The sequence below is a fragment of the Corallococcus sp. EGB genome (genome assembly GCF_019968905.1).
In the GTDB taxonomy this organism is placed as follows: domain Bacteria; phylum Myxococcota; class Myxococcia; order Myxococcales; family Myxococcaceae; genus Corallococcus.
On the sequence record NZ_CP079946.1, the window covers coordinates 2,140,577 to 2,152,909 of the forward strand.

The 12,333-nt window shown below is 67.9% G+C and carries 13 protein-coding genes; 8 read left to right on the top strand and 5 right to left on the bottom strand.

Translation table 11 applies throughout. The features are described from left to right. Positions 1 to 93 precede the first annotated feature (93 nt). Positions 94 to 1,347, top strand: a complete 1,254-nt coding sequence (locus tag KYK13_RS08955; RefSeq protein WP_223643655.1) for a hypothetical protein — start codon at positions 94 to 96, stop codon at positions 1,345 to 1,347. A 306-nt stretch (positions 1,348 to 1,653) separates the two neighbouring features. Here the strand turns inward: KYK13_RS08955 and KYK13_RS08960 are convergent, their stop codons facing one another. Beyond that, positions 1,654 to 3,138, bottom strand: coding sequence for an FAD-dependent monooxygenase (locus tag KYK13_RS08960; RefSeq protein WP_223643656.1), 1,485 nt, complete (start codon positions 3,136 to 3,138; stop codon positions 1,654 to 1,656). 456 nt (positions 3,139 to 3,594) lie between these two features. Here KYK13_RS08960 and KYK13_RS08965 point away from each other — a divergent pair, with 456 nt between their 5' ends. The 3 genes from KYK13_RS08965 (at position 3,595) to KYK13_RS08975 (ending at position 5,731) form a co-directional block, all read left to right on the top strand. Beyond that, complete coding sequence (locus tag KYK13_RS08965) at positions 3,595 to 4,317, top strand: hypothetical protein (RefSeq protein WP_223643657.1); 723 nt, start codon at positions 3,595 to 3,597, stop codon at positions 4,315 to 4,317. A gap of 95 nt (positions 4,318 to 4,412) precedes the next feature. Beyond that, on the top strand, positions 4,413 to 5,057 hold the full coding sequence (locus KYK13_RS08970; RefSeq protein WP_223643658.1) for an AgmX/PglI C-terminal domain-containing protein: 645 nt from the start codon (positions 4,413 to 4,415) through the stop codon (positions 5,055 to 5,057). 521 nt (positions 5,058 to 5,578) lie between these two features. Beyond that, positions 5,579 to 5,731 carry a hypothetical protein gene (locus KYK13_RS08975; protein ID WP_223643659.1) on the top strand — a complete coding sequence of 51 codons (153 nt, stop codon included), beginning with the start codon at positions 5,579 to 5,581 and terminating at the stop codon, positions 5,729 to 5,731. A gap of 482 nt (positions 5,732 to 6,213) precedes the next feature. On the opposite strand, the gene KYK13_RS08980 is transcribed toward KYK13_RS08975, so the two are convergent. Together KYK13_RS08980 and KYK13_RS08985 are read right to left on the bottom strand one after the other, a co-directional pair. After that, positions 6,214 to 7,446: a hypothetical protein gene (locus KYK13_RS08980; protein ID WP_223643660.1), complete on the bottom strand. Its 1,233-nt coding sequence runs from the start codon at positions 7,444 to 7,446 to the stop codon at positions 6,214 to 6,216. Positions 7,447 to 7,453: 7 nt separating this feature from the next. Then, positions 7,454 to 8,128 carry a lipid-binding SYLF domain-containing protein gene (locus KYK13_RS08985; RefSeq protein WP_223643661.1) on the bottom strand — a complete coding sequence of 225 codons (675 nt, stop codon included), beginning with the start codon at positions 8,126 to 8,128 and terminating at the stop codon, positions 7,454 to 7,456. Positions 8,129 to 8,274: 146 nt separating this feature from the next. On the opposite strand from KYK13_RS08985, the gene KYK13_RS08990 reads away from it, so the two are divergent. From KYK13_RS08990 to KYK13_RS09000, 3 genes are all read left to right on the top strand, one after another. After that, positions 8,275 to 8,709 (top strand): hypothetical protein, encoded by a 435-nt coding sequence (locus KYK13_RS08990; RefSeq protein ID WP_223643662.1) that lies wholly within the window; start codon positions 8,275 to 8,277, stop codon positions 8,707 to 8,709. Continuing rightward, positions 8,709 to 9,200: a hypothetical protein gene (locus KYK13_RS08995; protein ID WP_223643663.1), complete on the top strand. Its 492-nt coding sequence runs from the start codon at positions 8,709 to 8,711 to the stop codon at positions 9,198 to 9,200. Before KYK13_RS08990 ends, KYK13_RS08995 begins: the two co-directional genes overlap by 1 nt. Positions 9,201 to 9,988: 788 nt before the next feature. Beyond that, positions 9,989 to 10,702: a hypothetical protein gene (locus tag KYK13_RS09000; RefSeq protein WP_223643664.1), complete on the top strand. Its 714-nt coding sequence runs from the start codon at positions 9,989 to 9,991 to the stop codon at positions 10,700 to 10,702. Between the two features lie 9 nt (positions 10,703 to 10,711). Here KYK13_RS09000 and KYK13_RS09005 read toward each other — a convergent pair whose 3' ends face one another. Together KYK13_RS09005 and KYK13_RS09010 are read right to left on the bottom strand one after the other, a co-directional pair. After that, positions 10,712 to 11,491: an SDR family oxidoreductase gene (locus KYK13_RS09005; protein ID WP_223643665.1), complete on the bottom strand. Its 780-nt coding sequence runs from the start codon at positions 11,489 to 11,491 to the stop codon at positions 10,712 to 10,714. Beyond that, on the bottom strand, positions 11,488 to 11,832 hold the full coding sequence (locus KYK13_RS09010) for a nuclear transport factor 2 family protein (RefSeq protein WP_223643666.1): 345 nt from the start codon (positions 11,830 to 11,832) through the stop codon (positions 11,488 to 11,490). Before KYK13_RS09010 ends, KYK13_RS09005 begins: the two co-directional genes overlap by 4 nt. A 65-nt stretch (positions 11,833 to 11,897) precedes the next feature. On the opposite strand from KYK13_RS09010, the gene KYK13_RS09015 reads away from it, so the two are divergent. Next, positions 11,898 to 12,239: a helix-turn-helix domain-containing protein gene (locus KYK13_RS09015; RefSeq protein WP_223643667.1), complete on the top strand. Its 342-nt coding sequence runs from the start codon at positions 11,898 to 11,900 to the stop codon at positions 12,237 to 12,239. The last annotated feature ends 94 nt before the right edge of the window (positions 12,240 to 12,333 follow it).

Sequence of the window (12,333 nt, forward strand, 5' to 3'; positions counted from 1 at the left end):
ACCAAGTGAAAGCCACTATAGAATATAATCATTGAATTTCTTATGTGGGGAGTGATTGGCGTGAAGCCAGTCGTTGATGCGCAAAGGAATTGTATGATCCAGACTCGGAAGTCCCTGCTGACGGCCTCCGTGGTGCTCCTCTTCTTGAACGGGTGCGGCGATGCCAGCCTCCAGGACGTGGAGATGGCAAGCGCCCGTCAGGGCGTGGCAGCGGCGGCGGCCGTGCCCCTCCCGGTCCCTGGATGCCCGGTGGGCGCCCTGGATACGGACGGCGACGGCATCTGCGACATCGTGGAGGCGGTGCTGGGCACCAATCCCAACAACCCCGACACGGACGGGGACCGGCTCAGCGACTACGCGGAGGCGTTCGGCTTCGGAGGCGTCCTGGACCTGCCGACGCTCGGCGCGAACCCGCTCAAGAAGGACATCTTCATCGAGGTGGACTACTACCCCGGCCTCAAGCCCACCCAGGCCATGCTGAACCGGGTCACCACGGCGTTCGCCAACGCACCCGTGACGAACCCGAACAACACCACGGGCATCACGCTGCACCTGGTGGTGGACCAGGAGATCGCCGCCGCGGATGCCGACTCGGACCTGAACCCCGTGTGGACGGACTTCGACGTCATCAAGGGGAAGTACTTCAACGCCAGCCGCGCGCCCTATTTCCACTACATGCTGTTCGCGAACCGCTACAGCGGGGGCAACTCCAGCGGTATCTCGCGTGGCATCCCCGCGCATGACTTCGTGGTGACGCTGGGCTTCATCGGGGGTGGCACGGAGCTGCAGCAGGCCGGCACCCTGATGCACGAACTGGGGCACAACATCGGACTGCGCCACGGCGGCAATGACGACTCCAACTACAAGCCCAACTACCTGAGCATCATGAACTACGAGTACCAGTTCTATGGCTTCGGCATCGGCGGCTTGAACAACGTGCTCGACTACTCGCGCGTGCAGGTGGCCTCCTTCAACGAGGCGTCGGTCAACGAGCAGACTGCCTTCGCGCCCGTCGCCCCGACCACGGAGGCGGACCTCGCCCGCATCGGCGGGCTGCGCTTCAACAACGTCCAGGTCGTCGGCAACGCGAGCGTCAACCTCGACTTCAACGGCGATGGGACCATCCAGGCCGCGTCCTACGCCCTGGACTTCAACCGCTCCGGCGCAGCGAACAACGTCTTCCCGGCTTCGCAGAATGACTGGACGGCCCTGATGTACGACGGCGGCGGCCAGATTGGCCTCGCGGCGCAGGGCCTCTCCCAGGACCTGGGCCGCGAGCAGCGGTTCCTCGTCGCCCCCGAGAAGATGGAGCCCTGCCTCACCGTGGACGCGAGCGACGCCCGGTAGGCCCCGTCGGCCCTGCTGATGCGTGGGGATTGGGACAAGGCCGTTCAGCGGTTCAAGCGGGAGCCGGGGAGGGGATGGCTCGTGGGAGGCGTGAAGCTCCCATTGGCGTTGGCGGAGCTGGGATTGAACGATGAGTACCCGTTCGTGATGCATCCCAGGCTGGTGGACCATGGGCCGACCTTGTTCGCGGGGCTCTCGAAGTGTGTCGACTTGACGCCCGTGAGCCGGCTGGAGCTCGGCTCACGGGCGGTCGCGATGCGGTATGTGCGGAGCAGGCAGCCAGCGGGTTTGGGCCTTCGTCGCGCGTCACTGGAGAGAAGCACGCGGCGGTCCGAACCATCGGCTCAGGGCTTCACGCAGCCCCTGGTCCGTGCCCTCTCCGACCCACGCGACGTGTCCGTCCGGTCGAATCAGCACCGCGACGGGCGCCGTGACTGCTCCGAGCACCGGGAGCTCCCACGCCCCCGTGTAATGAGCCGCGACCCTCCGGACCCGGTCCGCCCAGGGTGTGATGTCGAGTGTGCCGGGCTCGCCCAGGTCGAGCAGCACCGGCCGCGCGTCGTGCAGCAGGTGGAACACGCGCCGGGGGCCGTCAGGGGTGATCAGGTCGAGGTCCGGCATGCGGCGCCCGAGCAGCGGGTGTCCGTTGCCCAGGTCGTAGTGGATGTCCAGCCCCGACATCATCGCCGCGTACTGCTTGCGCGGCCCGTCCATCCGCAGCAGCTCCGAAAGCGTCTCGCGCACGGCGTCCATCCGCGCGTCACCGCGGCTCAGCGCGGTCTGCGCCATCGTCTTCCGCAGCGCGCGGGCCGCGACGGGGTGGCGCTCGGCCTGGTACGTGTCGAGCAGGGTCTCCGGCGAGACACCGCGCACGACCTGGGCCAGCTTCCACCCCAGGTTCACGGCATCCTGCACGCCGAGGTTGAGCCCCTGTCCTCCCATGGGCGAGTGCACGTGGGCCGCATCGCCTGCCAGGAGCACCCGCCGGTCCCGGTAGGACGCCGCCTGCCGCGTCATGTCGGTGAACCTCGAGAGGAACGTGGCGCTGCGCAGGCCGTAGTCCGTCCCGTAGAGCGCGATGAGCCCCTCGCGCAGACTTTCGAGGGTCGGCGCGTCGCCCGTGCCGACCCGCTCCTCTCTCAGCACGACGCCCACGCGTCCGTCCTCCATCGGGCCCATGGCGTAGGTGCCCTTCTCATCCCGGCGGATGCCGAACGCCGGCGCACCGCTCATCTCGACCTCGGCGATGAGGTAGCTGATGGACGCGTCCCACCCCGGGAACTCGATGCCCGCCGTCTTGCGGACGAGGCTGCGACCCCCGTCGCACCCGACGAGGTACTTCGCCCGCAGCGCACGGCCGTCGGACAGCGCGACGTCGACGCCGGTGTCGTCCTGCGCGAAGCCCGTCACCTCGCACTCACGGTAGAGGGGCACCGCCAGCTCGCCCACCCACTCCGCCAGGATGCGCTCGAAGCGCTGCTGCACGAGCGCGAGCCCATGGTTGTGACGCGTCGGGAAGTCACTGAGGTCCAGATGCGCCTGCCCGAAAGCGACGTTCTGGACCGCTTGCCCTTGCGAGGTGAAGCGCTCGACGACCCCTCGCTGAGCGAGCACCTCCAGGCTGCGCGCGTGCAGGCCGCGCGAGCGGGTGCCAACGACCTCCTGACTGGCGCGCCGCTCGACGATGGCCACGTCCACCTGCGCCAACGCCAGCTCCGCCGCGAGCATCAGCCCTGTAGGGCCCCCTCCCACAATCACCACTGCGTGCTGCGTCACCCCGTCCGTTTGCATCTGTCGGCCTCCCGTTCCTGACTCGAAACGGGCGATGGTGGAGCACGACCGGGGGGGCTTGCGGCAACACCCGGGGTCTGGCATCTGCTGGCAGTGGAAAGAGGGGAGAGGGCTGCGGCTCCCCGCACATGGTCGAGGCCCGTTGCCTCCTCTTGTCGTGACGCCACGCTCCTCCTCCATGCGCTCGATGACGCCCGCCACCAGCGGGGGGGATGAGGCTGGACCTGGCCGCTTTCATTTCCGACGAGGAAGTTGTTCCGGCAGTCGCCCGGCGTCAGCCCTGTCTTTGGCTTGAACAGTGGAATGTGTCTCAGGGCCTCCTTCACCTGTGCCCTGCTATGAAGTCCGAGCGGTCGACAGGAGGGTGGGCTCTTGAGACGGGTTGCAATTCATGCGTGGGTGTTTCTCGTTGCCGTTGGGTGCATGCATAAGCCTCAGGGATACCAGGCGAACGGAGTGACCCTGACAACGAGAGACGAGGCCGCAGCCTCCGGCCTCAAGCCGTGGAAGCTGGCGGTTGCCTTCGGTGCCCGGCGGGATGGTACCCAGCTGTTGCTCGACTTCATGAAGCGCGCGGAAGCCGCAGGGGGGCGCTACGTCAGCGATGTGCGCATCGTGCTGGCGAGCGACCAGGATGGGGAGCCGGTAGAGTGCTTGACGGAGATCGTGCCGGAGTCTTCAGTCGAGATTGCCCGAATGCTTCAAAGTACGCCGGGGCGTACCGAGATGCGATACCACCTGGTTCCTGTCACGAAGACTGTGTTTGAAAGCCAGTATCAGTGTCAGTTCGTCATGGAGCCGCGCACTGTCTCGGAGACCTACTACGAGCGTCAATATGACTCGTCCTCGAAGACGAGCCGCTCCGTGCCGCGGACGCGAATGGTGACGCGCTTCGAGAACCGTCAGAAATGCGGTTACGCGCCCATGACGCGTACGGTGACGCGCTTCGAGTATCAGTTCCGCAGCGAGTACATCCCGCCTCGCTTGGAGATGGTGGCGCGGCGGTATACCCGGTGGAGCCTGAAGGAGACGCTGCCTGTCTGCGCGCCATCTTCGCGCCAGCCGGAGGATCCGCCCTCCATGCCCCACCGGGTCGAAGGGGAGGTGTACGGTGGCGCGCTCGAACAGGCGCCTGATGCGCCCACGCAGCAGGTGCTGCCGGACCTCGAAGCGCCCTGAGTTCAAATTTCGCACCGAAAGGGCGGGCACCCAGGGGGCCGACACTCCAAAACGGGCGACGGAACAAAATCCCTTGGGGCGCTATCGTGGGGGACGTGCGCAAACTGCTCCCCCTCTTCGTGGTGCTGGCGCTGGGCCTGGTGCTCCTGGCTCGTCACTGGAGGGCTTGGGAGTCCCAGGTTCCCGCGGTGACGGAGGCGGCGAGGCCCGTCCGTGCGACCGCTCCCGCCGTGGAGCCGGGGGGCACTCGCGCGCCCCAAACGGATGGAGGGGGAATCCTGGTGCTTCCTGCACTCACGCCCGCCTCCCAACTCGGGGCCGCCTACTCCATTGGGACGTCGGGCGAACCGGCTCGCGAGGACCCGTCCGGGGGCCTGGAGGCGTCTGGCCCGTCGCCGGTCAAGGCGGTGAAAGCCGTCGAGGAAACCACGGTGCGCAAGGAGGACATCCGGACGGCCATCCAGGACGTCCGCCCCGGGCTCCAGAAGTGCTACGCGCCCGTGGCCGAGCGTGGCGTGGGCGATCAGCGCGTGGTGGTGCGCTTCACGCTGGTGGGCCAGGGCACACAGGGGTCCTTCCAGGACGCGGACATCATCGAGTCCACGCTCAACGATCCGCTGTTCCTGTCCTGCCTCCTGACGGAGCTGTCGCAGGCCCGCTTCCGTGCGCCCTGGGGCACGGGAGTGGTGACCATCACCTATCCCTTCGTCTTCCAATCGCTCGCACGGGACGGCGGATAGGCTCGTCGTTTCGAGCTGGCTCCTGTCCTTCCGCTCCACGCGGCATGTGCCGGGCGATGCGGGTGGGGCCCTCCAGCACGCGCGACACCCCCAGTACCAGGACCCGCCCGCTGGCGAGGCCCCGTACGGTCCCCTGGACCTGGGCCCGCTGCGCGGACTTCAGGGGGCGCTTGTGCGTCCCCGTCAGCGACGTCGGACCTTGGGTGACCTCGCGCGCCGCGGAGCCGTGACCGAAGCGCTCGGGTTGTCCCTCTTCTCGAACAGGAAGTCGCGGAGCGCTCGAACCTTCGAGGGCATCTCTCGAGATGGGACGCAGAGATAGAACCCCGGGGATGGCGAGCACCACGGCTTGCGCACGCGCTCGAGCCTGCCCTCGTCGAGGTATCGCCTCACCACGAAGTCGATGTGCTGGATGAGTCCGAGCCTGTGAAGCGCGCGAGCTGCAAGAACCTGGGTTCTCATTCCCAGCCTCAAGCAGGCTGGATGCGGTGCCTCCCGGGCTCTTTCTCGGGCGCCTCCGCTTGGCGCGCGTCGTCCTCGTGTTCACGGTGTTGGGAGCACCTTCGACGAAGGAGAACCTCCGACTGCCCGACTCCCGAAGAGAGCTGGGCGAGCGCGATGGCCAGGCGAACTTCAATGCCTTGGGCGCGCAGGAGAAGTTGCTGCTCGGATAGAGGAATCCAATCAGCGACTCCACGCCTACAACTACTTCGGGCAGCATCTCGAGCGTCTGGTGGGCTGGTTCAACCAGCATATGGCGGGCGTCCACTGAAGCGGATCACGCCCGGGCTGCATACACGCCGCATCGGTCATCTCCGCGACGCCCGTGATGTAGCCGCCGCCGTGCACATAGGAGATGGCCCCCGACGAAGATGGCCCCCGACACCGGAGGCGGGTTGCTCGGGCGGTACACCAGCACTCGCACGTCGGGCTGCCCTGGCACCCAGCGCTCCTCTCTGCTGTCGAATGGGCGCTTCGATGTCTGGAAACGTTCTTCGTGCTGGCGGAGGGGACCGAGGCCGTCATCGCGCAGCGCGCGGGCCCAGGTCCTCCTGATTCAGATGAGGGATGCTTCAGCCTGTTCCTGCCCGTGAGCCTTCATCCGCGTCGCGTCAGCATCCCCTTGTGCGGTGAACGCGGGAAACGCCCCCCGCGCCTATTTCCGGGGCTGGGGTCCCGAGGCCTTCTTGCGCGGGCGGCGCGACGTCTTGGCCGCCGCCGCGGGTCTGCCCGCGGCTTTCTTGCCACGCGTCGCCGCGGGATTCCTGGTGCGGGGAGCCGGGGGCTTCTCCTCCGTGGAAGCGCCATTGTCGTGGCGGACACGCGCCACCGCGCCATCCACGGACCGTGCCACCCGGGCGACCTGGGGATTCTTACCGACGGCGTGGGTGAGCCCCTTCACCTTGTGGGACACGGAGCCCAACGCGCGGCGTTCCCGGTCCGACACGGGAAGCAGCGCTGCTCCCGCGACGCCTGCCGCCAGTGTCGTGAGGCCAATGGCCACCGCGTGTTCACCCAACTGGTCGGCGGCCCAGGTGCGCACCTTGCCTGCTCGCTCACGGAGCCTGTCTCCACTGGGGACCCGGTCTCTCATGTGCTCCAGCGTCATGCGCCCTCGATCGCCGGCCCTCCGCATGGCCTCGCGTGTGTGTTCAGCCACCTTCTGGGGGCGTGTCTTTTCTTCGACCGGTGCCTTCCGGCGCTTCAAGACCGCGGTGAGTCTGCTCAGCCCTTTTCCCCCGGAGTTGCTCGTCTGCGCCTTGGCCATCGCGCTCTCCCTCGTGCCGCCCGCATTGGGGGGCGGCGTTCCTCGTGTCAAAGAAGGTATGGACGTGAGAATCCGGCGCAACGCACCGCTGCGGGTGAGGACGGCGGGCACGACGAAGGTGCGCTGGGCGCCAATCGCCGCGCCTGCCCACAGCCCTCCATCCGTGGCCACCGAGACCCTCGTGCTGCCAGCCGGCCCCCGTGTCTTCGCCGCGCCTGCCTTGACCAGGGTCGCGGCCGCGCCGAGTGCCAGTCCGGTCCCCCCCTGCTTGAAGCGTTGATACGCCTCCCGGTCCTGGAAGAGGACGACCTCCGAAGACGTCTGGCCGCCCAGTTGGACCCCTAAGGTGAGCTGTCCCATCGCCGCGTAACCGATCAGCTGCCCATGCCGGAAGACCTCGCCCAGCCCCCAGGTGCCTCCAAGCAAGACGCTCCCCTGTCCCAACGAAGGGAAGACGGCGTAGGCATAGGCCCGAGCCCTTGCACGGGCCAGCTCCGGCGAGCGGGCCTCCATCCGGTGCAGTGCCGCCCGTGCATCACCGTGGAGCTTGCGGTGAACATCCAGCTCCTTGCGCGCGAGCTTCAGCGCACGCCGGCCTTGTCGTGCCAGCGTTTCCCTCATGGAGCCGTCATGCATGGTGGGCACTGGCCTGCGCCTTGATGAGTCGGGTGAGCACCATGGCGGCCGCCGTCAGGCCCGTGGTCAGGGCGGGAGGAGGGTGCGCAGCCTGCGGCCGCGAGCGCGGTGCGCCGTCTTCAGCCCCTTGCTCCTCGGAGGAGTCCTTCCTGCGGAAGCGCTCCAGGATGCCCCCGTGCTCCTGCTGCGGTGCGTCCGACGAACGAGGAATGAACGTGAACTTCTGCCCGCCCAGGGATAGCTCGAGCACCATTCCGCCACGCGAGTATGCGTGGGCAACGCACTTCGCATAGTTGTTGGTTCCGGACGCCGCCGCCTTCACGAGCACGGCGGACGCGTTGGCGGCGAAGGCAGCCTTCCCTCCCTTGAATGCCTTGATGGACTCAGGGTCCTTGAAGAAGATGAGCTCGCTCAGGGTCTGTCCGCCCACCTGGACGCCGATGGTCAGCTGGCTCAGCGTGGCGAAGCCAATCGGCTTGCCCTTCTCGAACACCTCGCCGTGACCGTACGAGCCGCCGAGGACCAACGAGGCCCTGCCCAGCGAGGGAAAGACGGCATAGCCCCGGGCCTGCTGGAGCTCCTTCTCCAGCGCCGGGTTCTTGCGCACCAGCCGGTCCACCGTTGCCACGGCATCTTCGTGAAGCGTTTTCTCCTGCTCTGGCGTCATGACTGCCTCCTGATGAATCAACGTGGCGACGGCCATGGCCGCACGGCACCCGCGCGATGCGCGTCCGGACGGCCACGCCGTGAGCGGTCCGGTTGCCCAGGGATGGCGCGAAGGTGTCTACCTTCGGTGCCAGGAGGACGCACACCATGGCCTCGATGAAGACGAAGGGGAGAGGGCGCTCGCGCGGTCCGGCTCGACGCGCATCACCCAAAATGGAGGCTGCGCAGAAGCAACTCGACCAGGTCGCGGATTACGCCCGGGGCCGGGTGATGGACCGCCTGGACTTCCAGCGAGGCGTGCTCGTGTCCGTGTTGGACGACATGGCAGAGGGGCTGGGCAGCGCCACCCGGCGAGCCCCAAGCCCGGCCTCGCAACGCATGCTGGAGACCGGAGAGCGCATCTTCCGCGGCGCCTCCTCGCGGCTGGAGGAGCAATCCGTCGAGGCATTCCTGGATCGCACGGGACAGCTCGTGCGGCAGCGCCCGGGGTGGCTGCTCACAGGGCTGCTGGGGGCGGGCCTGCTCGCGGGGCGGATGTTTCGCGCCAGCAGCGCTGGCGACGTGGAAGGGGGAACCGAGTGATGCGGCGGAGCGCGAACAAGGCGGCGGAGCGCAAGGGCAGGAGCGGTGACGCTCCAGGGATGACGCAAGGGGGCCTGGCGCCATTGCGGACGGTCCGTGACAAGGGACGGGCGGTCGCGGGGCGCCTGCGGGGGAAGCTTCCCTCGCGACAGGATGCTCGCTCGCGCACGGAGGGGGCTCGGACGTGGACCACGCAGACGCTCCAGCAGCATCCCGTGGGGGCGGGGCTTGGCGTCCTGGCCCTGGGTTTCCTGTCCGCTTCCCTCGTGCCTGCATCGGGCCTGGAGCGCCGCGCCTATGCACGCGCGGCGGGCAAGGCGCGGGACCTGGCGGACCGCCTGGATGCCTCGGGGCGGCTCGAGGAGGTCCTGGCGTCCGTACGGCAGGTGGCGGCGAACGCGGCGGTCGAGCAGCTGGAATCACTGCGGTCCGAACCCGAAGAAGGCCCTGCCCGGCGCAGGTTGGAGCGGGTCGACCGGAAAGGCCGGTGAGCGCCGGGCGGGGACGGCGCGGTCCCGCCTGCCCGCGGATGGCTGCTCACCTCCGCCTTCGCCCCGAGCGCTTCCGCGAGGCCCGAGCACCGCTGGACGCTGGGGCCGCTGGAGGCTCGGGAATCCGTGTCCCCACACGCACGGCCGCTTCGAAGGGGCCGTAGCGCCCCGGAGTGAGGGGCGTCGGTACGCCAGTCCGGTAGGAGGTGTGGACGCTCTCGAAGTCAGGAGACGACCAGGTGCGGACCTGAACACCCTGGATGGCATGCACGACGAGCGAGTCACCTCGGGCTCGTGCGGCAATGCCTGCGTCGTCATCGTTCAGCTCGGACGCCTGTCCGTTCATGGGCGCATGGGGAGGGCGCGAGCGACTCGAGCGGGGTTGTCGACGTGAGGGCATGGGGGCTCCCTGGGATGTGGGTCACCGGTCCCTGAACAATCTGGAGACGCCCTCCCTGGCCGGCCGCGCCAGTCCGTGCCGGCATGCAGCCATGGGGACCCAGGAGGCTTGCGCGAGCGGCCTTGCGGCCTTTCGTCAGGGCATCGCGAAGGGCCGAGGCCAGTGAAGCGAGGTCCCCGCTCATCGCGGGTGCCAGGCCTGTCGTCCGCTCCTCACTTTGGACAAAGGGAGGAGGCCGAACGTGGCAAGAAAGATGGGTTGGGGCGCATGGCGTTCACATGGAACAAAGGCTGAAGACAAGGGGTCGCAGCGCAGCGGTGAGGCCACGCGTGAGGATACCCGGCATGCGCTCGCGCAGGCGGGGGTCGACGAAGGACCCATTGAACTCGTGCCGGACGTCCTGCTCGACGTTCCGACGGTGAAGGTCGACGAGATTTCGCTCGACGTGGAAGACCTGCACGCGCGCGTCTCCCTTCACGCCGAGCTCGCCAATCTCGTGCGCCTCGACGTGGGCGCGGACGTGGGAATCGAGAAGGTTCAGTTGACCATCAAGGGCGTGGAGGCCCAGGCGCTGCTCAAGGTCCGGCTCCAACGGGTCTATGAAATCCTGGACCGCGCGCTCCAGACGCTGGATGCCAACCCCGAGTTGCTCGCCAGCCTGCTGCGTCCCGTGGGGCACGCGATTGGCGAGGTGGGGGAGGCCGCGCATGAGACGCTGAAGCCGGGTGGCGCGGTGTCCGGGGCCGTCCAGGACGTGGGAGGGGCGGCGAAGGGGGCGTTGGAACCGGGGGGGACGGTCAGCGGCGTTGCCAACCAGGCGCTCGGGCCCGGCGGACCCGTGAGAGAGGCCGTGAAGGGAACGCTCGGGCCCGGAGGCGTGGCGAAGGACGCGAGTCAGTCGCTCAGTCAATCGATGCAGTCGGGCGGCTCGAAGCGGCCGAAGCGCGGGTCACAGCGCGACGGCGGCGGGGGACGGGAGCGGGCCCAAGCGCAGCCGGCCTCCGCCCCGGAGCACGCCTCCCGCGCGCAGCGGTTCCGGCGAGGCTCCGCTGGCTCGAAACGGCGTGCATCCGGGCGAACGCGGCGAGGTCAGAAGCACTGAACCCACGGCTCACACCGTTGGCACTGTGCCGCCGTCGATGACGTACTCCGTGCCGGTGATGGCGCCCGCCCTCGGCGACGCGACGAACGCGATGAGGTCGGCGACCTCGCGAGGCCTGGCAGGGCGGCCGAGCGGGATGCCGCCTAGCGACTTCATGATGATCTGCTTGCCACCTTCGTAGTCGGTGCCGGCCTGCTGGGCGAGGCGCTCCGCCAAGTGCACCGAGGCTTCTGTTTCCACCCAGCCCGGCGAGACGCGGACCACTCGCACGCCTTGGGACGCCACCTCTTTTGACAGCGACTTGCTGTAGGTCGACAGCGCCGCCTTTGCCGCGGCATACGCCGTCGTTGATTCTGGAAGGGGCAACTCGCGTTGGATGGACGTGACGTGGACGATGACGCCAGCCCTCTGCGCCAGCATCGACGGCAAGAGCGCTCGGTCGATGCGAACCGCGGGCATCAGGTTCAGATTGAGCTCCTTCTTCCACTCGTCCTCGCCGAGCGCAGCGAAGCCACCGCCGGGAGCATTCGAGCCGCCGAGCACATGCACCAGGATGTCGATACCACCGAGGTGCGCGAGCGCTTCCCGCGCCACCAGCGCGCAGCCTTCGACGGTCGTGATGTCAGCCGCGATGTAGTGCACGCCAGACGTGTCGCGGGGAACGGTACGTGCGGTTGTGGCCACCTTGACGCCGGCCTCGACGAGGGCCCCGACGACCGCCGCGCCGACGCCCTTCGTGCCTCCTGTGACAAGCGCGCGGCGGTTCTTCAGTTCGAGATCGAAACTCACGGTGCAATCTCCAGTCGAGTGATGAGTCCACCCGCGAGGGTGAAGCGGAAGCGGAGCTCGACGGGACTCCCTGGAAAGTTGCCCGCGATGTTCGCACGCACCGTGGTGCGAGGTCCGTCGAACTCCACCGCGAGCAATGTCGTCGTGAACTTGTACTTGCTGTTCGCGGCGGCGTTCCACGCCTCGATGGCAGCGCGCCCGCGGTGCTCGCGGCGCTCATCTACGACGACGGCATCATCGGTGAAACACCGAGCCACGGCGGCAGGGCTGGTCTTCTCGTGTGCGAAGTAGCCAGCGATGGGCGCAGGCAGGCTGGGGAGCTGGTCAGGTGTCGTTTGCATCGCTCAATCTGTAATGAGTACGGTTCTGGGCCGCAAGAACACACGAAAAAGTGAGGTACATACTTTTGGGTAAGCATGGGGGCCATACGCCAGCGACGGCGGCCAGCGGCATCGAGGAGGCCATCCAGATGCTGGAGGGCCGCTGGAAGCTCGTCATCCTCTTCCACCTGTTCGGTGGGAAGACGCTCCGATTCTCCGAACTGGAGCGCGCCATTCCAGCCATCACGCAGAAGATGCTCATCCAGCAGCTTCGGCAGCTCGAGCAGGACGGCATCGTCGCGCGCATCGTTCACGCGCAGGTGCCGCCCAAGGTCGAGTACCACCTGACCGAGTGGGGGCAGTCGCTCTGCCCGGCGCTCGACGAGCTCCTGTCGTGGTCGGAGAAGCGGCCAACGCCGAAGCGCTAGCGACGGCCGATTGGAGCGCCCATCGCCCCAGCTCATGGGCGCGCGGTCAGGAGCCATGAGCACCCGTGTAGGCACCTTCGCCGAAGGGCTCGCG